Genomic DNA, 24,088 nt, shown 5'->3' on the forward strand with positions numbered 1-24,088 from the left:
TTATCTACTAATATAAAGATATTCACTATCTACTTTACTTTTTCCATCAAAGGTAGTATAATCAAATATATAGAAATATATTCCGGCTGGAAGATAATCATCTGTACTTAAAGTAGACCTACCTCTTGATCTACCATCAAATACGTTATTTTGATTATTATAATTTTCACCTTCGTAAACAGCAACACCCCATCTATTAAAGATTTTTAAGGTACTACTACGGATTTTATCTACACCTCTTATGAATAAGAATTCATTTCTACCATCACCATTTGGAGTCACCATTTGATTTACTTCAATAGGACTATCATCTGTTTCTGTAGAATCGTTATCTACAATTAATATATCTACCGTAGCCGTATCGCAATTTCCTTCAGCATCACAAACAGTGTACTCGATAGTATCTGTTCCTTCGTATCCGTCATTTGGAGTATATGTGATCGTATCGTCAGATATATCATCAGGTGTACCTCCATCGTTGATTTCCACCGTTCCGTTAGACGGATCAGTTACCGTTAACGTTCCGTCGGTAGGAATCCCAAAATCATTGTCAAGAATATCGATTATTATTGGAGTATTTATTGGCGTTGAAACAGAATCATCTACAACATCAAGAGCAATAGGCTCCCCTACAGTAATAGTTACCGTAGCAGTATCGCAATTACCTTCCGCATCACACACTGTATACTCTATTACATCGGTTCCTTCAAAACCATCATTTGGAGTGTACGTAATTGTATCATCTGAAATATCATCAGGTGTACCTCCGTCGTTGATTTCAACCGTTCCGTTAGACGGATCGGTTACCGTTAACGTACCATCCGTAGGAATCCCAAAATCATTGTCAAGAATATCGATTTCTATTGGAGTGTCTACTGGTGTTGAAACTATATCATCAATAGTATCTAAATCTTCCATAGGTACACTATCAGGATCTAAATAGTCCGGAGTGCCATCATTATCGCTATCGTCGTTGGTAGGATCGCCATCATTGTTCGCGTCCTCGTCCGGAGTATCGATACCATCGCCATCATCATCAAGATCACGGTAATTTACATCTTCCGTACCATCCGTATCGGGTAAGTCGTTCGCAGGATCGTCTATCTCATCGTTCACATCGAAACCATCGTTCACATCAGAACCTTCGTAACCATCGTCAAGTCCGTCACCATCGGTATCCACACCTGTAAAGGTCTGATCGGGAATTCCGTCAAAGTTGAAGTCGTTACCCTCGTTGTTATCAAAAACCAAATCGTTATCACTATCCAAATCGATATAATCATCATTGTCCGTACCATCCGTATTTACAGGTGTAAGTCCATCAGGATATGCACTATTGACACCATCGTTAGAAGCATACGTTGCGGCATCGTCCTCGTTTGGCGCTATATAACCGTCCGTTGTCTGTGCCTCAACATTATCCGGAATACCATCATCGTCGCTATCGATATCCAAATGGTTCGGTATTCCATCATTGTCAGTATCCAAAGGATCTGTCAACGGATCGTTGTCACCATCTAAATTAGGGTCTTCGACACTGTCCAAGATACCATCGTTATCATCATCAAGGTCAGCACTGTCAGGAACCCCGTCCCCATCGGTATCAGGTCCAGGACTGTTAGGATCTAAATAATCAGGTATACCATCATTATCGCTATCATCGTTGGTAGGGTCGCCATCATTGTTCGCGTCCTCGTCCGGAGTATCGATACCATCGCCATCATCATCAAGATCACGGTAATTAACATCCTCCGTACCATCCGTATCGGGTAAGTCGTTCGCAGGATCGTCTATCTCATCGTTCACATCGAAACCATCGTAGACATCAGAACCTTCGTAACCATCGTCAAGTCCGTCACCATCCGTATCCACACCTGTAAAGGTCTGATCGGGAATTCCGTCAAAGTTGAAATCGTTACCCTCGTTGTTATCAGGTACAGAATCGTTATCACTATCCAGATCGATATAATCATCATTGTCCGTACCATCCGTATTTACAGGTGTAAGTCCATCAGGATATGCACTATTGACACCATCGTTAGAAGCATACGTTGCGGCATCGTCCTCGTTTGGCGCTATATAACCGTCCGTTGTCTGTGCCTCAACATTATCCGGAATACCATCATCGTCGCTATCGATATCCAAATGGTTCGGTATTCCATCATTGTCAGTATCCAAAGGATCTGTCAACGGATCGTTGTCACCATCTAAATTAGGGTCTTCGACACTGTCCAAGATACCATCGTTATCATCATCAAGGTCAGCACTGTCAGGAACCCCGTCCCCATCGGTATCAGGTCCAGGACTGTTAGGATCTAAATAATCAGGTATACCATCATTATCGCTATCATCGTTGGTAGGATCGCCATCATTGTTCGCGTCCTCGTCCGGAGTATCGATACCATCGCCATCATCATCAAGATCACGGTAATTTACATCTTCCGTACCATCCGTATCGGGTAAGTCGTTCGCAGGATCGTCTATCTCATCGTTCACATCGAAACCATCGTTCACATCAGAACCTTCGTAACCATCGTCAAGTCCGTCACCATCGGTATCCACACCTGTAAAGGTCTGATCGGGAATTCCGTCAAAGTTGAAGTCGTTACCCTCGTTGTTATCAAAAACCAAATCGTTATCACTATCCAAATCGATATAATCATCATTGTCCGTACCATCCGTATTTACAGGTGTAAGTCCATCAGGATATGCACTATTGACACCATCGTTAGAAGCATACGTTGCGGCATCGTCCTCGTTTGGCGCTATATAACCGTCCGTTGTCTGTGCCTCAACATTATCCGGAATACCATCATCGTCGCTATCGATATCCAAATGGTTCGGTATTCCATCATTGTCAGTATCCAAAGGATCTGTCAACGGATCGTTGTCACCATCTAAATTAGGGTCTTCGACACTGTCCAAGATACCATCGTTATCATCATCAAGGTCAGCACTGTCAGGAACCCCGTCCCCATCGGTATCAGGTCCAGGACTGTTAGGATCTAAATAATCAGGTATACCATCATTATCGCTATCATCGTTGGTAGGGTCGCCATCATTGTTCGCGTCCTCGTCCGGAGTATCGATACCATCGCCATCATCATCAAGATCACGGTAATTAACATCCTCCGTACCATCCGTATCGGGTAAGTCGTTCGCAGGATCGTCTATCTCATCGTTCACATCGAAACCATCGTAGACATCAGAACCTTCGTAACCATCGTCAAGTCCGTCACCATCCGTATCCACACCTGTAAAGGTCTGATCGGGAATTCCGTCAAAGTTGAAATCGTTACCCTCGTTGTTATCAGGTACAGAATCGTTATCACTATCCAGATCGATATAATCATCATTGTCCGTACCATCCGTATTTACAGGTGTAAGTCCTTCCACATCGCTTGTATCATAAGCATTATCAAGACCGTCACCATCATCATCAAGACCTATAGGTAATACATAATCTTCAGTAGTCTGAGCTTCTACATTATCAGGGATACCATCATTATCAGAATCAATATCCACTCTATCTGGATAACCATCATTATCAGAATCAACATCTTCACTAAAAGATACCGTTTGAGGGTTTACAAAATTATCTAAACAAGAAAATTGAATTCCTGATTGCCTAGGCACGTTAGTAGTGAAATTATCTAAAGTCTGAGTTTCTATACCAAAGCGAAAAACAAACGTATTTATATTTACAAATTCTACTGCTACATTTACCGAAGGATTTAAATTTGAAATACCATCATATTCACTCATTCCACCATTTATCAATAAACCTCCTGAGGTATAATTAATACCAACATCAGTTGGATTGTCGTAAGTATAACTAGCCGGGGTATCAAATCTATTAAATTCTTGATATTGATTATTACCATCAACATCAATAAAATTAGCTATCAATTCGTCTAAAAAAGCTTTTTCAGTAGTTCCTGTTTTTACCATTGAAATACGTAAATCAACATAAGGCCTTCTTACCAAATCGGTAGTAGTAAATTGGATTTCTGGTTTGAAGAATTCTGGATCAACAGAATTTTGATCTAAAGTACTTATTTGACCATTTACAATTTTTTCAATTGTAACCAACGCATCAAGATTTTCTGATATATTTGAAAACCTATAAATAGCACCTTCACTTAGGCTCTCTCCAGATTCCAAAGTAGGAACATTACTAAAATTTAACTCTGGTACCGTATCACAATCAAAATCTGTACTAAGCTTACTAGATTCAAGACTATCCAATATACCATCATTATCTGAGTCTACATCTAAATAATCAGGAATACTATCTAAATCAGTATCTACAGGAACAAGACCTTCACCGCTTCCAGGCGAGGATTCATATCCGTCATCCAAGCCATTTTGGTCAACATCTATACCTGATGGTAAAATTATATTATTTGAAACCTGAGCTTCAATACTATCTAATATTCCATCATTATCAGAATCTATATCCAAATAATCTGGAATATTGTCCCCGTCTGTATCAGTTGAATTTGTTAGATGATTGAAATCACCGTCAAGATTCATGTCTTCTTTCGAATCAATTATTCCATCGCCATCATCATCAATATCTTCCGAATCAAAAATCCCATCCCCATCGGTATCCACTGAATACATATTTAAAGAATTGTATTCTACCGTATTAACGGAAGAGAAAGAAAACGTTAAAAATAACGTAGTAATAAGAAGAAAACCTTTTATCAAAAAAGGATAGCGTAATTTAAAAGTAATTTTACCCATAAGTGTTAGTGTTTTACTAATCACCATGGCATTTTGTAGTGTTTTTACGTGTTCGTTATAAGAAAGTGGGGCTGTCTTATTTAACGGTGCTAAGATATATCATTATTAAATCAACTCAAATTCTTTTTCGATTAACCAAGGAAATAAAGGGGTAATCGGCAGAAAACGCGCAATAATTAATTAAGAATATTTAACATTTCAATATTATTTACGAGAAATTCTGAATAAAAGATTATAAAAAATTAAATAATCCTAACCTTATATATACCCACGCACATAACTCACAGTTAATCAGTTTCATACACAATAAAATAAATTTCCCCTACCTACAGCAATTCATAAATCTTAAGAATTGAATTTGTATTACTTTTGCACAAATTTTGAATATGACCTTTAAGCAAGAAATAGCACGTAGAAGAACCTTTGGAATAATTTCTCACCCAGATGCAGGTAAAACTACATTAACTGAAAAATTATTACTTTTTGGTGGTGCAATTCAAGAAGCGGGAGCTGTTAAAAACAATAAAATCAAAAAAACCGCTACAAGTGATTTCATGGAAATTGAAAGACAAAGAGGTATTTCTGTAGCCACTTCTGTTCTTGCTTTTAATTATAAGGACAAGAAAATCAACATTCTTGACACCCCAGGTCACAAAGACTTCGCTGAAGATACTTTTAGAACTTTAACTGCAGTTGATAGTGTAATTGTTGTTATTGATGTTGCCAAAGGTGTTGAAGAGCAAACCGTAAAACTGGTTGAAGTTTGTAGGATGAGAAAAATACCAATGCTGGTATTCATCAATAAGTTGGATAGAGAAGGGCAAGATGCCTTTGACCTATTAGATGAATTGGAACAAAAATTAGGACTTTCCGTTACTCCTCTGAGTTTTCCAATTGGCATGGGTTACGATTTTAAAGGTATTTATAACATCTTTGAAAAAAATATAAACCTTTTTAGTGGCGATAGTAAAAAGAACATTGAAGAGACTATTGCTTTTGACGATGTTGCAAATCCAGAGTTAGATAAAATTATAGGAAGTAAAGCAGCATCTGAATTAAGAGACAACTTAGAATTGGTTTGGGGTGTTTACCCAAATTTTAACAAAGAACTATATCTTAAAGGAGACCAACAACCTGTATTCTTTGGTTCTGCGTTAAACAATTTTGGCGTTAGAGAGCTATTAGATTGTTTTGTTCAAATAGCACCTACCCCACGTTCAAAAAATGCAGAAGAGCGCCTTGTTGAAGCAAATGAAAAAGAAATGACTGGATTTGTTTTTAAAATCCATGCAAATATGGACCCTAAGCATAGAGATAGGTTAGCTTTCATTAAAATCGTGTCTGGCACCTTTGAAAGAAATAAGCCTTATTTACATGTTAGAAATGGTAAAAAATTAAAGTTCTCGAGTCCTAATGCATTTTTTGCCGAAAAGAAAGAAATTGTAGATATTTCATATCCAGGAGATATTGTAGGATTGCATGATACAGGTAATTTTAAAATTGGAGATACATTAACAGAAGGCGAAAGTCTACATTACAAAGGCATTCCAAGCTTTTCTCCCGAACACTTTAGGTATATCAACAATGCCGACCCTATGAAGTCCAAACAGCTCTACAAAGGCATTGACCAATTAATGGATGAAGGTGTAGCCCAATTATTTACTTTAGAATTAAATGGCAGAAAAGTTATTGGAACTGTAGGTGCTTTACAATTTGAAGTTATTCAATATAGACTGGAACATGAATATGGAGCTAAATGTAGTTACGAGAACTTTAATGTTTATAAAGCATGTTGGGTAGGCACAGAAAACAGAAAAACAGATGAGTTCAAAGAATTTGAACGTGTAAAGCAAAAATTCTTGGCAAAGGACAAAAAAGGTCAATTAGTGTTTTTAGCAGATTCCCAATTCTCCCTGCAAATGACGCAGCAAAAATATCCCTCTGTAAAACTACACTTTACCTCTGAATTCGAATAAAAAAAAGCCCAACTTTATAAGTTGGGCTTTTTTTATGCTTCACCAGTCGGACCAAAATTCATTGGTATTGAAGGCTGTTCATAATCCTTTATTGTACCATTAGCTTTTTCAAACCGTTGTACATTATCATTCAATGCTTTTAAAAACTTCTTAGCATGTTGCGGGGTAAGTATAATTCTACTCTTAACCTTTGCCTTTGGAGCTCCTGGCATCATACTAATAAAATCAACTACAAATTCAGAAACTGAATGATTAATAATAGCTAGATTAGAATAAATTCCTTCTGCCATCTTCTCATCCAATTCAATATTAATTTGTTTTTGACTCGGATTCTTATTGTCACTCATATTATAGTTTTATTAAAAAAATAACCCCCAAATTAAATTTGAGGGTTAGTATAAAATTAGAATCTTAATGCCTCTTTTCTGGCCATTATTTCATCATATTCTTCTTTGGACCCTACAATAATGCTATCATAGTCCCTCATACCCGTACCAGCCGGAATCTTATGACCAACAATAACATTCTCCTTAAGACCTTCTAATGTATCAATCTTACCACTTACAGCAGCTTCATTTAACACCTTAGTTGTTTCTTGGAACGATGCAGCAGAAATAAATGATTTCGTCTGTAACGATGCCCTTGTTATACCTTGTAATATTGGAGTTGCAGTTGCTGAAACAGCATCTCTAGCTTCAACCAATGCCTTATCTCCACGTCTTAATAAAGAATTTTCATCCCTTAACTCTCTAGGAGTAACAATTTGACCTGGTTTAAGGTTATCAGAATCACCTGCTTCCATTACCACTTTCTTACCAAAGATTTCATCATTCTCCCTAATGAAATCATCTTTATGAATCAATTGATTCTCTAAGAAGATTGTATCACCTGGATCTTGAATTCTTACTTTACGCATCATTTGTCTAACAACGACCTCAAAGTGTTTGTCATTAATCTTCACACCTTGTAATCTATAAACTTCCTGAACTTCGTTTACCAAGTACTGTTGAACAGCAGATGGTCCTTTAATTGCCAAGATATCTTCTGGAGTAATAGAACCATCAGACAATGGCATACCAGCTCTAACATAATCGTTTTCTTGTACTAAGATTTGATTAGAAAGTTTCACTAGATATTTCTTAACCTCGCCTAATTTAGATTCAATGATAATTTCTCTATTACCTCTTTTAATCTTACCAAAAGAAACTACACCATCAATTTCAGATACTACAGCTGGGTTTGAAGGATTTCTTGCTTCGAATAATTCAGTAACTCTTGGAAGACCACCCGTAATATCACCTGCCTTAGCAGATTTACGCGGAATCTTAACCAACGTCTTACCTTCCTTAATCTTATCTCCATCATCTACCATAATGTGAGAACCTACAGGTAGGTTGTACGAACGTAAAGTTTCACCTTTAGCATCTTGAATCAATAATGTTGGTATCAACTTCTTGTTTCTAGATTCAGAAATTACTTTTTCTTGGAAACCGGTTTGCTCATCAATTTCAACTTGATAAGTTACACCTTGTTCAATATTCTCATAAGCTATCTTACCTGGGAATTCCGAAACGATAACACCGTTATATGGATCCCAAGAACAAATAACATCACCCTTAGTAACCTTAGCTCCATTCTCAACAAATAATTGAGAACCGTAAGGAATATTACTTGTACTTAAAGTAATACCAGTTTTGGCATCAACAACTTTTATCTCACTAGTTCTAGAGATTACAATTTCAGCTGGCTTACCATCTGAACCTTCACCAGTAACTGTTCTTAAATCTTCAATTTCAGCAACACCGGAGAATCTCACTTCTAATTTATTATCTTCAGAAATGTTACCTGCAATACCACCTACGTGGAATGTTCTAAGTGTAAGCTGTGTACCAGGCTCACCAATTGACTGAGCAGCAACAACACCTACGGCTTCACCTCTTTGTACCATTTTATTGGTTGAAAGGTTTCTTCCATAACATTTAGCACAAATTCCTTTTTCAGCTTCACAAGTAAGAGCAGAACGTACTTCGATTTTCTCAATCGGAGATGCTTCAACTCTCTTCACATCAGCTTCCATTATTTGCTGACCTGCTTGAAGTACTAATTCTTCGGTCATTGGGTTATAAACATCATGTAATGATACACGACCTAAAATTCTTTCACCTAAGCTTTCAACGATTTCTTCATTCTTCTTAAGCGCCTGAACTTCTACACCCCTTAATGTTCCACAGTCTTCAGTGTTAATAATTACATCTTGAGAAACATCTACCAATCTTCTTGTTAAGTAACCAGCATCTGCAGTTTTCAAAGCGGTATCCGCAAGACCCTTACGTGCACCGTGAGTAGAAATAAAGTACTCAAGAATTGAAAGACCTTCTTTAAAGTTAGAAAGAATCGGGTTTTCAATAATCTCCCCACCACCGGCAGTAGATTTTTTAGGCTTAGCCATCAAACCACGCATACCTGTTAACTGGCGAATTTGTTCTTTAGAACCCCTTGCACCAGAATCAAGCATCATATACACCGAGTTGAAACCTTGCTGATCCTCACGGATACGTTTCATAGCCAACTCTGTTAATTGAGCGTTAGTAGATGTCCAAACATCAATAACCTGATTATATCTTTCATTGTTAGTAATAAGACCCATATTATAATTGGCCATAATACCATCAACCTGAACATTGGCTTCACCAATCATGTCCATTTTTTCAGCAGGAATAATAATATCCCCTAAACTAAAGGACAATCCACCTTTGAAAGCGAATTCATATCCCATAGTCTTAATCTTATCCAAGAATGCAGCTGTAACAGGAACACTAGTTACCGCTAAAATATCGCCAATAATATTTCTTAAGGCTTTCTTATTTAATACTTGGTTAATAAAACCTGCTTCCTCTGGTACGTGATTATTAAATAATACACGACCTACGGTAGTAGGTATAATTTTATAAACCAACTCACCCTCTTCATTGAAATCTTTAGCTCTAACTTTAATACCTGCATTAAGATTTACCATGCCTTCATTAAAAGCAATCTCCACCTCTTCTGCTGAATAAAATGTTAAACCTTCACCAATAATTGGTACTTCTGGTGTTGATTTACGCTCTTTGGTCATATAATACAGACCCAAGACCATATCCTGTGATGGTACCGTAATAGGTGAACCATTCGCAGGGTTTAATATGTTTTGAGAAGCAAGCATCAATAGTTGTGCTTCTAAAATTGCTTCTGGTCCTAATGGTAAGTGAACCGCCATTTGATCCCCATCAAAATCCGCATTAAATGCAGTACATGCTAATGGGTGAAGACGAATTGCTTTACCTTCTATTAATTTAGGTTGGAATGCTTGAATACCTAAACGGTGTAATGTAGGAGCCCTGTTTAATAAAACTGGGTGACCTTTCAATACATTCTCTAAAATATCCCAAACTACAGGCTCTTTTTTGTCTATAATTTTCTTAGCGGACTTTACTGTTTTTACAATACCTCTTTCTATCAGTTTTCTGATTACAAAAGGCTTGTATAATTCAGCAGCCATATCTTTTGGAAGACCACATTCGTATAAGTTCAATTCCGGTCCAACAACAATTACCGAACGTGCAGAATAATCAACACGCTTACCAAGTAAGTTTTGACGGAAACGACCTTGCTTACCTTTTAATGAATCTGAAAGTGACTTTAACGGTCTGTTAGATTCAGTTTTTACAGCAGATGCCTTTCTTGTATTATCAAATAAAGAATCGACAGCTTCCTGAAGCATACGTTTCTCATTTCTAAGAATAACTTCTGGTGCTTTTATTTCAACTAATCTTTTTAAACGGTTGTTACGGATAATAACCCTTCTGTAAAGATCATTTAAATCTGAAGTTGCAAAACGACCACCATCTAATGGCACTAATGGACGTAATTCTGGAGGTATAACCGGAATTACTTTCATGATCATCCATTCTGGCTCGTTTTCTCTATTTTCTTGAGATTCTCTTAAAGCTTCTACAACTTGTAAACGTTTTAAAGCTTCCGTTTTACGTTGTTTGGAAGTTTCTGTGTTCGCTTTATGTCTTAACTCAAAAGAAAGCTCTTTAAGATTTATTCTACCTAACAAATCAATTAGGCACTCTGCTCCCATTTTAGCAATAAACTTGTTTGGGTCAGAATCTTCTAAGTATTGATTTTCTTGAGGAATAGTATCAATAATATTTAAATACTCCTCTTCAGTCAAGAAATCCATTTTTTGGATTTCCTCACCTTCAGGACCTTTAGCTATACCTGGCTGAATTACTACGTAACGTTCGTAGTAAATTATCATATCCAATTTCTTGGAAGGTAAACCTAATAAGTATCCTATTTTATTCGGTAAAGAACGGAAATACCAGATATGAGCAACCGGTACTACCAAGTTAATATGACCTACACGATCTCTACGAACTTTTTTCTCTGTAACCTCTACACCACAACGGTCACATACAATCCCACGGTAACGAATACGCTTGTATTTACCACAAGCACATTCATAATCCTTAACAGGACCAAAAATACGCTCACAGAATAAACCATCACGTTCTGGTTTATGAGTTCTATAGTTAATTGTTTCAGGCTTTAAAACTTCACCTCTAGACTCTGCCAAAATAGATTCTGGCGAAGCTAATCCTATTGAAATTTTATCGAACCTTTTTACTGGGTTATTATCTTTTATTCTAGCCATAATAGCGTGCTGATAATGTTTTAATTTGTTTTACTTAATAGTTCTTCAATATGTAATATTGAACTATTCCTCAAGTCTAATATCCAAACCTAATCCCTTAAGTTCGTGCATTAAAACGTTGAAAGATTCTGGTAAACCAGGTTCTGGCATTGTCTCACCTTTAACAATAGATTCATAGGTTTTAGCTCTTCCGATAACATCATCAGATTTAACCGTTAAAATCTCACGTAAAGTTGCAGATGCACCATATGCCTCAAGTGCCCAAACTTCCATTTCTCCAAAACGCTGACCACCAAATTGAGCTTTACCACCTAATGGTTGTTGTGTAATTAAAGAGTATGGTCCTATTGAACGAGCATGCATCTTATCATCTACCATGTGTCCAAGTTTCAACATATAGATCACACCTACCGTTGCAGGTTGATCAAAACGTTGTCCAGTTCCACCATCATATAAATATGTATGACCAAATCTTGGAATACCTGCTTCGTCAGTATAAGCATTAATTTGATCTAAAGTAGCACCATCAAAAATTGGAGTCGCGTACTTTCTACCAAGTTTAAGCCCAGCCCAACCTAATACAGTTTCATAAATCTGTCCAATGTTCATACGAGAAGGTACACCCAGTGGATTAAGAACGATATCAACAGGAGTTCCATCTTCCAAGAACGGCATATCCTCATGACGCACTATTCTAGATACAATACCTTTGTTACCGTGTCTACCTGCCATTTTATCACCAACTTTAAGCTTACGCTTTTTAGCAATATAGACTTTAGCCAACTTCATAATACCAGCTGGTAACTCATCACCAACAGATATTGTAAACTTATCTCTTCTCAAGTTACCTTGTAAATCGTTAAGTTTAATTTTATAGTTATGAAGCAAATCAGCTACTAATGAATTAGTATCACTATCCGTTGTCCAGCTTCCACCAACTAAGTGAGCGAAATCATCAACAGAGTTCAACATTTTCATCGTATACTTTTTACCCTTAGGTAATACTTCTTCACCTAAATCATTTAAAACACCTTGAGAGGTTTTACCATTAACTATAGTAAATAATTTCTCAACAAGAACATCTTTCAATTCTTGGAATTTTACTTCGTATTCTAATTCCAGTTTAGATAACTCTTCTTTATCTTCAGAACGTTTTCTCTTGTCTTTAACTGACCTAGAGAATAATTTCTTATCGATTACAACACCTCTTAACGAAGGTGAAGCTTTTAAAGAAGCATCTTTTACATCACCAGCCTTGTCACCAAAAATAGCACGTAGTAATTTTTCTTCTGGAGTTGGATCGGACTCTCCTTTAGGAGTAATTTTACCAATTAGAATATCACCAGGCTTAACCTCTGCTCCTATTCTAATCATACCATTTTCATCAAGGTCTTTTGTAGCCTCTTCTGAAACGTTAGGTATGTCATGCGTAAGCTCTTCTGCTCCTAATTTAGTATCTCTAACATCTAAAGAATACTCATCAACGTGAATAGACGTGAAAATATCATCACGAACAACTTTTTCAGAAATTACAATTGCATCCTCAAAGTTATATCCTTTCCATGGCATAAACGCCACTGTTAAGTTTCTACCTAATGCTAATTCACCTTTTTCAGTTGCATAACCTTCACAAAGAACTTGACCTTTTTTAACTCTATCACCAACTTGTACAATTGGTTTCAGGTTAATGTTCGTTCCTTGGTTGGTCTTTCTAAACTTCACCAAGAAATAAGTCTTACTATCGTCTTCGAAACTGATTAATCTTTCTTCATCAGTTCTATCATACTTAATAGTAACTTTTTGTGCATCTACATACTCAATAACACCATCACCTTCTGCATTGATCAATACTCTTGAATCTGAAGCTACTTGACGCTCCAAACCTGTACCAACAATTGGCGATTGCGGTTTTAACAACGGAACTGCCTGACGCATCATGTTAGATCCCATCAAAGCCCTGTTTGCATCATCATGTTCCAAGAAAGGAATTAAAGATGCAGAAATAGATGCAATTTGATTAGGAGCAACATCCGTATATTGAATTTCTGATGGATCTACAACAGGGAAATCACCTTCTTCTCTTGCAATAACCTTTTCAGCATCAATAGTACCGTCTTCTTTCATGGGAATATTCGCTTGCGCGATTTTCATTCCCTCTTCTTCTTCAGCACTTAGATATGTAAAGTTTTTATAATCTACTACAGAATCTGTAACCTTTCTATATGGTGTCTCTAAGAAGCCCATCGGATTTACTTTCGCAAATACAGATAAAGAAGATATCAAACCAATGTTCGGACCTTCTGGAGTTTCAATAGGACATAAACGACCATAGTGTGTATAGTGAACATCACGTACTTCGAAACCTGCGCGCTCTCTAGATAAACCACCTGGACCTAATGCAGATAATCTTCTTTTGTGCGTAATCTCTGCTAACGGATTTGTTTGATCCATAAACTGAGATAATTGGTTTGTACCAAAGAAAGAATTAATAACTGAAGACAACGTCTTCGCATTAATTAAATCTATAGGTGTAAACACCTCATTATCACGAACATTCATACGCTCACGGATTGTTCTTGCCATACGCGCAAGACCAACACCGAATTGAGAAGACAATTGCTCACCAACTGTTCTAACACGACGGTTAGATAAGTGGTCAATATCATCGATCTCTGCTTTTGAGTTAATTAACTCAATTAAATATTTAATAATAGTTATGATATCTTCCTTAGTCAAGACTTGCTTGTCCATTCCAATATCCAACTGTAATTTTTTGTTCATTCTATAACGACCAACTTCACCTAAGTTGTAACGTTGATCAGAGAAGAATAATTTATCTATAATACCACGTGCTGTTTCCTCATCTGGCGGCTCAGCATTACGTAATTGACGATAGATATGCTCAACTGCTTCTTTTTCAGAGTTCGTTGGATCTTTCTGTAATGTATTATGAATAATAGCATAATCAGATTGCGCATTATTCTCTTTATGTAAAAGAATAGTTTTTACATCTGCATCAATAATTTCTGCTATATGCTCTTTTTCAAGAATGGTATCTCTATCAAGTACAATCTCATTACGCTCGATCGATACAACCTCACCAGTATCCTCATCAACAAAATCCTCGTGCCAAGTGTTCAAAACTCTTGCCGCTAATTTACGACCAAGTACTTTTTTAAGTCCGGCATTAGAAACCTTAACTTCTTCCGATAGGTCGAAAATCTCTAATATATCCTTATCACGCTCAAAACCAATAGCCCTGAACAATGTAGTAACCGGTAATTTTTTCTTTCTATCGATATAAGCATACATAACGCCATTAATATCGGTAGCGAATTCTATCCAAGAACCTTTAAAAGGAATTACCCTAGCAGAATATAATTTTGTTCCATTTGCATGGAAAGACTGTCCAAAGAATACACCAGGAGAACGGTGTAACTGAGAAACAACAACCCTTTCAGCACCATTGATAACAAAGGTACCACTTGGAGTCATGTAAGGAATCGTACCTAAATAAACATCCTGTACAATTGTTTCGAAATCCTCATGCTCAGGATCCGTACAATATAATTTAAGACGTGCTTTTAAAGGAACGCTGTAAGTAAGACCACGTTCGATACATTCTTGAATAGAATATCTTGGTGGATCTATGAAATAATCTAAAAATTCCAATACGAACTGATTTCTTGTATCAGTAATTGGAAAATTTTCCATGAAGGTGTTATAAAGACCTTCGTTACCTCTTTCATCTGATTTAGTCTCTAGTTGAAAAAAGTCTTGGAAAGATTTAATCTGAATATCTAAGAAATCCGGGTAATCCGGTGTGTTTCTTGCGGAAGCGAAGCTTATTCTTTCAGTATTATTTGTGAACATCTACGGACAGTGTTTTGATCGTGAGTACTAAATGAGTAGTATACCTCTTAATATACCTAATTCTATAAAATGGCTTAGGTCTAAACGCAAAAAGCGCAAAGACCTAAACCAAAAGTAATATGGTTGTTGCTATTATTTAAGCTCAACTTCTGCTCCAGCTTCTTCCAATGATTTTTTGATACCTTCAGCCTCATCTTTAGTAACTGCTTCTTTAACAGCTTTTGGCGCGCTATCAACGATATCTTTCGCATCTTTCAAACCTAAACCAGTTAATTCCTTAACCAATTTAACTACTGCTAATTTAGAAGCACCTGCTGCTTTCAATATTACATCGAATTCAGTTTTTTCCTCTGCTGCTTCACCAGCTTCACCACCACCACCGGCAGCTACTGCTACTGCTGCTGCTGCAGGCTCAATACCGTACTCATCTTTTAATATATCAGCTAACTCGTTTACTTCTTTAACTGTTAAGTTAACTAATTGTTCTGCGAAATCTTTTAAATCTGCCATTTTCTATCGTTTAATAAAATTTTTAAAATATACTTAGTTTATTGTGCGTACTTATCTTTCAGATAATGTTTTAAGGATACCAGCGATTTTTCCACCACCAGACTTAAGTCCAGAAATAACATTCTTAGCTGGAGATTGTAATAATCCAATGATTTCTCCAATCATTTCTTCCTTAGACTTAATGCTAACTAAAGCATCCAAGTTTTCATCACCTATGTAAATTGCTTCTTCTACAAAAGCTCCTTTCAATAAAGGCTTATCAGATTTCTTTCTGAAATTCTTTATTAATTTTGCCGGAGCATTGGCAACCTCAGAAAACATAAGAGAAGTATTCCCTTTTAATATTTCCGGTAATTCACCAAATTCTTTATCAGAAGCTTCCATTGCCTTTGCAAGCAATGTATTTTTAACTACAGCTAGTCTAATATCAGCTTTAAAACAAGCTCTTCTTAAATCAGAAGTTGTTCCTGCATCTAAACCTGAGATATCAGCTACATAAATAGTGCTGCTATCTGCCAACTGCGTAGTCAAATCTTTTATAACCGTTGCTTTTTCTTCTCTTGTCATACTATTAATTTTTAACTACCAGTTGTTAAACTGACTTTGGATCTAATTGCAAACTAGGACTCATTGTGCTAGACATGAAAATTGATTTCATATAAACACCCTTTGCCGCAGTTGGCTTCATCTTATTCAAAGTATCCAACAACTCCTTAGCATTATCTGCCAATTTATCAGCAGTAAAAGAAGCCTTACCTATCGCAGCATGTACAATACCGGTTTTATCAACTTTAAAATCTATTTTACCTGCCTTAACCTCAGATACAGCTTTCGCTACATCCATAGTAACAGTTCCAGTTTTTGGATTAGGCATTAAACCTCTTGGCCCTAATACACGACCTAAAGGTCCTAATTTACCCATTACACTTGGCATAGTGATGATTACATCAACATCTGTCCAACCGCTTTTAATTTTCTCCAAATACTCATCTAAACCAACATAGTCTGCACCTGCTTCTTGAGCCTCTGCTTCTTTGTCTGGTGTTACCAAAGCCAAAACCTTAACATCTTTACCAGTTCCATGAGGTAATGTTACCACACCACGAACCATTTGATTTGCTTTTCTTGGATCCACACCCAAACGAACAGCTAAATCTACAGATGCATCGAATTTTGTATTGGTTATCTCTTTAATTAAAGCTGAAGCTTCCGTAACAGAGTATAATTTATCTTTCTCTATTTTGGAGTGCGCTTCCTTTTGCTTCTTAGTTAACTTTGCCATTTAATTACTTTTAAGATTTTAAAAAGGTTTTTTTCCTGCTACCTTCATACCCATAGAACGCGCAGTACCAGCTATCATACTCATAGCAGATTCTACCGTAAATGCATTAAGGTCAACCATTTTATCTTCGGCTATTGCCTTGATTTGGTCCCAGGTAACACTACCTAATTTTACTCTGTTAGGTTCGCCAGATCCTTTTTTAATCTTAGCCGCTTCCAATAGCTGAATTGCCGCCGGTGGAGTTTTTACAACGAAGTCGAAAGACTTATCCTTGTAAACGGTGATAACAACTGGTAATATCTTACCTGGTTTATCCTGCGTACGAGCATTAAACTGCTTACAGAATTCCATTATGTTAACACCAGCAGCTCCTAAGGCAGGTCCAACCGGTGGCGATGGATTCGCTGCACCTCCCTTAACTTGTAGTTTAACTACTTTACCTATTTCTTTTGCCATTGTTTAAAATTAAATTGAAAGTGTGTTTACGGAAGCAACACTACTTTAATTATATGTATGTAACACTTATTCTAATACTTATACTTTCTCTACTTGCATGTAACTTAACTCTAATGGTGTTTTTCTTCCGAAAATCTTAACCATAACCTCAAGCTTACGTTTTTCCTCATTTATTTTCTCAACAGTACCATTGAAGCCATTGAAAGGACCATCAATTACTTTTACCGTTTCACCAAATACAAATGGAATTGCAACGCTATCTGTATTTACAGCTAGCTCATCTACTTTACCAAGCATTCTGTTCACTTCATTCTTTCTTAAAGGAACAGGATCCCCTCCTTTAGTTTCACCTAAGAAACCTATTACATTCGTAATAGACCTTATAATATGAACCATTTCACCACCAAGGTTTGCTTTAATCATGATATAACCAGGAAAATAAACTCTTTCTTTGTTTATTTTCTTTCCGTTTCTGATCTGAACAACTTTTTCGGTAGGAACAAGAACATCTTCTAAATAGTCAGAGAAACCATGACGCTCTACTTCACTCTCAATGTATCCTTTGATTTTATTCTCTTGACCACTAACAGCTCTTACAACGTACCACTTTTTATCCAATACTTCTGACATAGTCCTATTAGTTTAATACGAAGTTGAAATAAGATTTAATCACTTTACTAAAGACCGTATCCACTCCCCAAGTTGCCAAAGCAAAAAGGATAGAAAACACAGCTACAATAACCATCAAGTTAGATGATTCTGCACGTGATGGAAGAGTAACATTATTCCTCAACTCTTCAACGGATTCTTTTATATATGTGAACATTTAAATGCTTTTTACAATTTCAACAAATAGGATACCTATATTCCAAATTCTATTGTGGCACGGGAGGAGAGACTCGAACTCCCGACACCTGGTTTTGGAGACCAGTGCTCTACCAACTGAGCTACACCCGTATGAATAGCGATAATTAAATCACGTATTCTATTATTTGCATGTAAAGGTGTCCCGCTTGAGCAGGACACCCTTATACACAATACTTATTTTAGATTAAAATTAATCTATAATCTTAGTTACTTGACCAGCTCCTACTGTTCTACCACCTTCACGGATAGCGAAACGAAGACCTACGCTCAATGCGATTGGCTGAATCAATTCAACTGTAATAGTTAAGTTATCACCAGGCATAACCATTTCAACTCCTGAAGGAAGTGCAATGTTACCTGTTACATCCGTTGTTCTTACGTAGAACTGAGGACGATAGTTATTATGGAATGGCGTATGACGACCACCTTCTTCTTTTTTCAATACATAAACCTCAGCTTCAAATTTAGCATGTGGCTTAACAGAACCTGGCTTACAGATTACCATTCCACGGCTAATTTGAGATTTTTCAACACCTCTTAACAAGATACCTACGTTATCACCAGCCTCACCTCTATCTAATATCTTACGGAACATTTCAACCCCAGTAATAGTAGAGTTCAATTTCTCAGCACCCATACCAATAATCTCAACAGGATCACCAGTGTTAGCAATACCAGTTTCTATACGACCAGTCGCAACAGTACCACGACCAGTAATAGTAAATACATCTTCAACAGGCATTAAGAAATCCTTATCAACATCTCTTTTAGGAAGCTCGATCCAATCATCAACAGCAGCCATCAATTCCATTACAGTATCAACCCACTTTTGCTCACCGTTCAATGCACCTAATGCAGAACCAGCGATTACAGGTCCATTATCACCATCATACTCATAGAAAGAAAGCAATTCTCTTACTTCCATTTCAACAAGCTCGATCAACTCCTCATCATCAACCATATCCACTTTGTTCATGAATACAACGATTCTTGGAATACCAACCTGACGACCTAATAAGATGTGCTCACGTGTTTGTGGCATAGGACCATCTGTAGCAGCAACAACTAATATAGCACCATCCATTTGAGCAGCACCAGTAACCATGTTCTTTACATAATCCGCGTGACCAGGACAGTCAACGTGTGCATAGTGACGGTTAGCTGTAGAATACTCTACGTGTGAAGTGTTAATTGTAATACCTCTTTCTTTTTCCTCAGGAGCGTTATCGATAGAATCGAAACTTCTCAATTCAGAAAGACCTGCATTTGCCAAAACAGTAGTAATAGCAGCAGTCAATGTAGTTTTACCGTGATCCACGTGTCCAATAGTACCTATATTTAAGTGCGGTTTGGAACGATCGAAAGTTTCCTTTGCCATGTTTAATGTATTTTATTCTTAGTTTATATTAGTGTACAAATTTATACCTTAATTGAGCCAATGACGAGAATTGAACTCGTGACCTCTTCCTTACCAAGGAAACGCTCTACCCCTGAGCTACACCGGCGTAAAGTGTTGAACCCACCCAAAAGATAGATTCCTGCCTTCGCAGGGATGACATTACTGTCAAATTTATAGAGCGGGAGACCGGGTTCGAACCGGCGACATTCAGCTTGGAAGGCTGACGCTCTACCAACTGAGCTACTCCCGCTTATAATATTACAATATTTCAATAAAATTCCTTAGAAAATAGTTTAGTGGGGAGAGCAGGATTCGAACCTGCGAAGACGTAGTCAGCAGATTTACAGTCTGCCCTCGTTGGCCGCTTGAGTATCTCCCCTCAAACTAATATTTTAAAGAACTTAAGAGCCGATGGAGGGACTCGAACCCACGACCTGCTGATTACAAATCAGCTGCTCTAGCCAGCTGAGCTACATCGGCTTATTTCACGACTTTTTCTGTCATAAAAAAGCCCGCTATTTCTAACGGACTGCAAATGTATAGTATTTTTTGTTTATTCAAAACAAATTTTGAAAAATTTTTATCAAGCATGTAATCTTATTTTTTCTTTTTGCTTTATCAGCCTACGTTCCAGCGAACTACAAGCAGAGTCTACAGCCTCTTCAAATGATTTACATTGTTTTTTTACCACAAATTTATCTTTAGGAACAGAAATTTTAATCTCTACTATTTTATTCTCTTTGGCACTTGTGTTCTCCACTTTCATATAAACATCTGAGCTAATTACCTTAGAATAAAAGGTTTCCACTTTGTCAAGTCTATTTTGAAGGAAATTAATCAACTTATCGTCTGCATTAAAATTTACCGATTGCGTATTTACTTTCATAGTCAGAAAATTTATGGCTTTAAGAATTTAGCCTGATTTAACAATAATTATTTGTTCCCCCTAGGATGAGCTTTTGCATGAACTTTTTTCAACTCTGCAATGCTATTATGTGTGTAAACCTGAGTAGAAGCCAAACTAGAATGGCCTAACAACTCTTTAACAGCATTTAAATCCGCGCCTTTATTTAAAAGATGCGTAGCAAAGGTATGCCTCAGAATATGCGGACTCGTCTTCACCTTTGAGGAAACCTCTCTAAAATACTTTTTTATTAACCTATAAACAAGTGTTTCATACAATTTATTGCCTGACTTCGTTAAGAACATAGTTTCTTCGTCAACCACTCCACTCAAGCTTTCACGCCCTTTTAAATAATCTATAAATTTCTCTTTGGTCTCTAAAAGCATAGGTATAATTCTCTCCTTATTACGTTTACCCAAGACCTTAATTGTCATTGCTTCAAAATTAACATCTAATACTTTTAGAGCAATAACCTCTGCCCTACGCATACCTGTCACATACAATACATGTATTAACAACTCATCTCTTTTACCCTCAAAATCTTCTTTATACTCTATTTGCGATAACACCTTCTCCATCTCTAATTCAGAAAAAGGAATCTCAACTTTCTTAGCAGTCTTTAATGCCTTATGCTTGTTCAAAGGATTAACATCTGTCACTTCTATTTTTTGAAGAAACTTAAAATAAGCTTTTAGCGATGCTATTTTCCTATTGATCGACCTATTATTAATTTTACTTTCAGACAGTTCAACTATCCAAAACCGAACAATATTATATTCTATAATATCAATATCATGGATATCATAACTTGATAAGCAAAAATTACTAAATTCAAGCAAATCATTCTCATACGCCTTAACCGTATGTTTAGAATAATTTTTCTCCAAAGAGAGATAAGAAATAAATTCACTTAAAAACATTATCTAAAGGTATCAAAGTTTTGAGTTTAGTAAAATTTGAGCAAAAAAAATCCCGCAAATTGCGGGATTTCATATCTTATACGACAAAGTCTAAACTTCTTCTTGATCTCTTAGACCTTGAATATATTCTGCTTTTTGTATCTGTGCTCTACGAACTACTGACGGCTTATTGAACTGTTGACGCTTACGTAACTGTCTCATTGTACCTGTCTTATCGAACTTACGCTTGAAACGCTTTAAAGCTCTATCGATGTTTTCTCCTTCTTTTACTGGTATTATTAACATGGGCTAAACCTCCTCTCTTTTGTGATTAAGGCTGCAAATATAGTAACTATATTTAAACCAACAACCTTTAAACTAATATTTAAAAATTTAATTTGACCAACTATACCGTAGCTGGTTTGTATTCTTTCTTATCAATAATGATCTTAGAAATAATTTCTCGCAATATTTCTGATGTACCACCGCCTATTGGCCCCAGCCTACTATCTCTAAAGTTACGTGCCATTGGGTAATCTTCAATATATCCGTAACCTCCTAAAAACTGCAAACATTCATAAGCTACTTCATCAGAGACTTTTGTAGATTTTAATTTAGATATGGTCGCCTCTTTAACAACATACTGTCCTTTATCTAAACGATACGCTACGGAATAATTATACTCTTTACACATATCTATATCCGCATGCAAATCAACTACACGATGTCTAAGTGCCTGAAATTTATTTATAGACCTACCAAAAGCTTCCCTTTCTGACATATAGTTTAAAGCGTAGTCTAAAACATGCTCTGCTCTCGCATGCGCATTAACCCCCATTATCAATCTTTCTAAAGAGAAATGCTCCATTATATATGAAAAGCCCATGTTTTCTTCACCCATTAGGTTTTCTACAGGAATCTTAACATTGTCGAAAGCCAATTCTGCAGTATCAGACGCTCGCCAACCTAATTTATTTAATTTGTTAGCTGTAACCCCTTCACTTTTTCTATCAACAGCAAAAATGCTAATTCCCTTATTACCCAGCTCAGGACTTGTTTTTGCCGCCACGATCATGTAATCGGCATATACCCCATTTGTAATAAAAGTTTTGGAACCATTTAATACATAATGATCACCTTGCTTTACAGCACTGGTCCTCATCGCAGCAACATCGCTACCGCCAAAAGGCTCTGAAATACAAAGACAGCCAATTTTATCACCATTTACACTTGGTCGCAAATACTTTTCCTTTAAAAAAGAATCTGCTTCCTTATTCAAATGGGTCATTGCCAAATACGCATGCGCCCAAATAGCCGCCGCAAATCCTCCAGAATTTATCTTTTGCAACTCTTCTAACAAAATAATAGTATAGAAAAGATCAAGACCCAAACCACCATCTTCTTCAGGCGTTGCCAGACCAAAATAGCCCATATCTCCAAATTTCTTCCAAATGAACCTTTCTATAGTTCCAGTTTCTTCCCATTTATCTATATGAGGGACCACTTCTTTCTGTAAAAAATCTTTTAGGCTGTTCCTAAATAATTGATGTTCTTCTGTGAAGTACATACTTTGCATAGCGTTTTTTTTATAATGACAAATATAAAGCAATTCTATTAATACGCTCTGACGGAAATTCCTCAATTTTTACTAATTCGTTCAAAGAATTGATACTTCCGTTGAGATTACGATAATTTACAATGCTCTTAGCGACGTGTTTTTGCAGATATATCAATTTAGACAATTCTTCAGCAGTCGCAGTATTTACATTTATTTTTAAAATATCAGGCTTCGTAACTACCTTAAACTCCTTTAAAGCCCTTTCAACTACATCTGCCTCTAGACCATATACATCTTGCAACTGTTCCTCAACTAAAAATCCGCCGAGACGATCTCTAAACTTAATTATTCTAGCAGACAATTTTTCTCCTATTCCACTTACTTGCCTCAAGTCTTCTGCCGTTGCAGTATTTAAATCTTTCCACACTATTTTCTTTACTTTATTATTTTGAGTAAATGTGTTTGATTTGAATGTAGATTTCGTTTTTCTATTTTGAGTCCATTCAGGAAATTTAAAAAATGGAGAAATGGTATTTAGTAATGAATCTGAAACTTTTGTTACATTTTGAAATTCTTGAGCTGAGTTCACAAATCTTTCCTTACTTCTAAATTCATGCAACCTATCTATTTCAGCAACAGACATACCTAATGTATACCCTTTAAAATCAGTAATAAAATTTGGATTAAAAGGATATATGCGAACAGTATCTTTTTCTAACGCCACAATTTTCAAAGAATCAATTTCAGATTGAAGCACACTATCAATTTGTAGGGGCGTAGATCGATCTATTGCCTTTGCTTTGTACAGATAATAACCACATTGTATACTAATCAGAAAAAATAGCAAAAAGAAAATCCCACTTCGTTCTTGTTTATTGAACTTAAAGTGGGATTTAAATGAATTCATGATAAT

17 protein-coding genes and 5 tRNA genes are annotated in these 24,088 nt (G+C 36.5%); 1 reads left to right on the plus strand and 21 read right to left on the minus strand.

The window, feature by feature from the left end; genetic code table 11:
* Window positions 1–4,749, minus strand: a complete 4,749-nt coding sequence (locus tag UH1x_RS03365; protein ID WP_482625101.1) for an Ig-like domain-containing protein — start codon at window positions 4,747–4,749, stop codon at window positions 1–3.
* Window positions 4,750–5,135: 386 nt separating this feature from the next.
* On the opposite strand from UH1x_RS03365, the gene UH1x_RS03370 reads away from it, so the two are divergent.
* Window positions 5,136–6,725 (plus strand): peptide chain release factor 3, encoded by a 1,590-nt coding sequence (locus tag UH1x_RS03370; protein WP_482625102.1) that lies wholly within the window; start codon window positions 5,136–5,138, stop codon window positions 6,723–6,725.
* A 32-nt stretch (window positions 6,726–6,757) separates the two neighbouring features.
* Here the strand turns inward: UH1x_RS03370 and UH1x_RS03375 are convergent, their stop codons facing one another.
* The 20 genes from UH1x_RS03375 to UH1x_RS03470 form a co-directional block, all read right to left on the minus strand.
* On the minus strand, window positions 6,758–7,072 hold the full coding sequence (locus UH1x_RS03375) for a DUF3467 domain-containing protein (protein WP_036155930.1): 315 nt from the start codon (window positions 7,070–7,072) through the stop codon (window positions 6,758–6,760).
* A gap of 56 nt (window positions 7,073–7,128) precedes the next feature.
* Window positions 7,129–11,427 carry a DNA-directed RNA polymerase subunit beta' gene (rpoC, locus tag UH1x_RS03380; protein ID WP_405413585.1) on the minus strand — a complete coding sequence of 1,433 codons (4,299 nt, stop codon included), beginning with the start codon at window positions 11,425–11,427 and terminating at the stop codon, window positions 7,129–7,131.
* A 63-nt stretch (window positions 11,428–11,490) separates the two neighbouring features.
* The gene (gene rpoB, locus UH1x_RS03385) at window positions 11,491–15,300 is read right to left on the minus strand and encodes a DNA-directed RNA polymerase subunit beta (protein WP_405413583.1); all 3,810 of its coding nucleotides are present in this window, start codon (window positions 15,298–15,300) and stop codon (window positions 11,491–11,493) included.
* A gap of 132 nt (window positions 15,301–15,432) precedes the next feature.
* On the minus strand, window positions 15,433–15,810 hold the full coding sequence (rplL, locus tag UH1x_RS03390) for a 50S ribosomal protein L7/L12 (RefSeq protein ID WP_036155937.1): 378 nt from the start codon (window positions 15,808–15,810) through the stop codon (window positions 15,433–15,435).
* Window positions 15,811–15,861: 51 nt separating this feature from the next.
* Complete coding sequence (gene rplJ, locus UH1x_RS03395) at window positions 15,862–16,377, minus strand: 50S ribosomal protein L10 (protein ID WP_036155939.1); 516 nt, start codon at window positions 16,375–16,377, stop codon at window positions 15,862–15,864.
* Between the two features lie 25 nt (window positions 16,378–16,402).
* Window positions 16,403–17,092 carry a 50S ribosomal protein L1 gene (gene rplA, locus UH1x_RS03400; RefSeq protein WP_036155941.1) on the minus strand — a complete coding sequence of 230 codons (690 nt, stop codon included), beginning with the start codon at window positions 17,090–17,092 and terminating at the stop codon, window positions 16,403–16,405.
* Window positions 17,093–17,110: 18 nt separating this feature from the next.
* On the minus strand, window positions 17,111–17,548 hold the full coding sequence (gene rplK / locus UH1x_RS03405; RefSeq protein ID WP_027067854.1) for a 50S ribosomal protein L11: 438 nt from the start codon (window positions 17,546–17,548) through the stop codon (window positions 17,111–17,113).
* A gap of 78 nt (window positions 17,549–17,626) precedes the next feature.
* Window positions 17,627–18,178 carry a transcription termination/antitermination protein NusG gene (gene nusG / locus UH1x_RS03410; RefSeq protein WP_036155943.1) on the minus strand — a complete coding sequence of 184 codons (552 nt, stop codon included), beginning with the start codon at window positions 18,176–18,178 and terminating at the stop codon, window positions 17,627–17,629.
* Window positions 18,179–18,185: 7 nt separating this feature from the next.
* Complete coding sequence (secE, locus tag UH1x_RS03415; RefSeq protein WP_036155945.1) at window positions 18,186–18,374, minus strand: preprotein translocase subunit SecE; 189 nt, start codon at window positions 18,372–18,374, stop codon at window positions 18,186–18,188.
* A gap of 55 nt (window positions 18,375–18,429) precedes the next feature.
* Window positions 18,430–18,505: transfer RNA gene (locus UH1x_RS03420), tRNA-Trp, on the minus strand.
* A 100-nt stretch (window positions 18,506–18,605) separates the two neighbouring features.
* Window positions 18,606–19,793, minus strand: coding sequence for an elongation factor Tu (tuf, locus tag UH1x_RS03425; protein WP_036155947.1), 1,188 nt, complete (start codon window positions 19,791–19,793; stop codon window positions 18,606–18,608).
* Window positions 19,794–19,848: 55 nt separating this feature from the next.
* Window positions 19,849–19,920 (minus strand) — tRNA-Thr (locus UH1x_RS03430).
* A gap of 71 nt (window positions 19,921–19,991) precedes the next feature.
* Window positions 19,992–20,064 (minus strand) — tRNA-Gly (locus UH1x_RS03435).
* Between the two features lie 47 nt (window positions 20,065–20,111).
* Window positions 20,112–20,193 (minus strand) — tRNA-Tyr (locus UH1x_RS03440).
* Between the two features lie 27 nt (window positions 20,194–20,220).
* A tRNA-Thr gene (locus UH1x_RS03445) sits at window positions 20,221–20,294 on the minus strand.
* Window positions 20,295–20,397: 103 nt separating this feature from the next.
* Window positions 20,398–20,700 carry a ribosome hibernation-promoting factor, HPF/YfiA family gene (gene hpf, locus UH1x_RS03450; protein ID WP_036155949.1) on the minus strand — a complete coding sequence of 101 codons (303 nt, stop codon included), beginning with the start codon at window positions 20,698–20,700 and terminating at the stop codon, window positions 20,398–20,400.
* Window positions 20,701–20,747: 47 nt separating this feature from the next.
* The gene (locus UH1x_RS03455; RefSeq protein WP_482625106.1) at window positions 20,748–21,638 is read right to left on the minus strand and encodes a tyrosine-type recombinase/integrase; all 891 of its coding nucleotides are present in this window, start codon (window positions 21,636–21,638) and stop codon (window positions 20,748–20,750) included.
* Window positions 21,639–21,728: 90 nt separating this feature from the next.
* Window positions 21,729–21,923: a 30S ribosomal protein S21 gene (rpsU, locus tag UH1x_RS03460; protein WP_036155953.1), complete on the minus strand. Its 195-nt coding sequence runs from the start codon at window positions 21,921–21,923 to the stop codon at window positions 21,729–21,731.
* Between the two features lie 100 nt (window positions 21,924–22,023).
* Window positions 22,024–23,193: an acyl-CoA dehydrogenase family protein gene (locus tag UH1x_RS03465; RefSeq protein WP_482625109.1), complete on the minus strand. Its 1,170-nt coding sequence runs from the start codon at window positions 23,191–23,193 to the stop codon at window positions 22,024–22,026.
* A gap of 10 nt (window positions 23,194–23,203) precedes the next feature.
* Entirely contained in the window at window positions 23,204–24,082 is an 879-nt protein-coding gene (locus tag UH1x_RS03470; protein ID WP_482625111.1) for a ComEA family DNA-binding protein, read from the minus strand.
* Between the last annotated feature and the right edge of the window lie 6 nt (window positions 24,083–24,088).

This window comes from Maribacter sp. UH1 (assembly GCF_056839145.1).

Bases quoted from the DNA above. Each gene is read 5' to 3' on its own strand.
- UH1x_RS03365 (WP_482625101.1), bottom strand. From the start codon at position 4,749: ATGGGTAAAATTACTTTTAAATTACGCTATCCTTTTTTGATAAAAGGT.
- UH1x_RS03370 (WP_482625102.1), top strand. From the start codon at position 5,136: ATGACCTTTAAGCAAGAAATAGCACGTAGAAGAACCTTTGGAATAATT.
- UH1x_RS03375 (WP_036155930.1), bottom strand. From the start codon at position 7,072: ATGAGTGACAATAAGAATCCGAGTCAAAAACAAATTAATATTGAATTG.
- rpoC (WP_405413585.1), bottom strand. From the start codon at position 11,427: ATGGCTAGAATAAAAGATAATAACCCAGTAAAAAGGTTCGATAAAATT.
- rpoB (WP_405413583.1), bottom strand. From the start codon at position 15,300: ATGTTCACAAATAATACTGAAAGAATAAGCTTCGCTTCCGCAAGAAAC.
- rplL (WP_036155937.1), bottom strand. From the start codon at position 15,810: ATGGCAGATTTAAAAGATTTCGCAGAACAATTAGTTAACTTAACAGTT.
- rplJ (WP_036155939.1), bottom strand. From the start codon at position 16,377: ATGACAAGAGAAGAAAAAGCAACGGTTATAAAAGATTTGACTACGCAG.
- rplA (WP_036155941.1), bottom strand. From the start codon at position 17,092: ATGGCAAAGTTAACTAAGAAGCAAAAGGAAGCGCACTCCAAAATAGAG.
- rplK (WP_027067854.1), bottom strand. From the start codon at position 17,548: ATGGCAAAAGAAATAGGTAAAGTAGTTAAACTACAAGTTAAGGGAGGT.
- nusG (WP_036155943.1), bottom strand. From the start codon at position 18,178: ATGTCAGAAGTATTGGATAAAAAGTGGTACGTTGTAAGAGCTGTTAGT.
- secE (WP_036155945.1), bottom strand. From the start codon at position 18,374: ATGTTCACATATATAAAAGAATCCGTTGAAGAGTTGAGGAATAATGTT.
- tuf (WP_036155947.1), bottom strand. From the start codon at position 19,793: ATGGCAAAGGAAACTTTCGATCGTTCCAAACCGCACTTAAATATAGGT.
- hpf (WP_036155949.1), bottom strand. From the start codon at position 20,700: ATGAAAGTAAATACGCAATCGGTAAATTTTAATGCAGACGATAAGTTG.
- UH1x_RS03455 (WP_482625106.1), bottom strand. From the start codon at position 21,638: ATGTTTTTAAGTGAATTTATTTCTTATCTCTCTTTGGAGAAAAATTAT.
- rpsU (WP_036155953.1), bottom strand. From the start codon at position 21,923: ATGTTAATAATACCAGTAAAAGAAGGAGAAAACATCGATAGAGCTTTA.
- UH1x_RS03465 (WP_482625109.1), bottom strand. From the start codon at position 23,193: ATGCAAAGTATGTACTTCACAGAAGAACATCAATTATTTAGGAACAGC.
- UH1x_RS03470 (WP_482625111.1), bottom strand. From the start codon at position 24,082: ATGAATTCATTTAAATCCCACTTTAAGTTCAATAAACAAGAACGAAGT.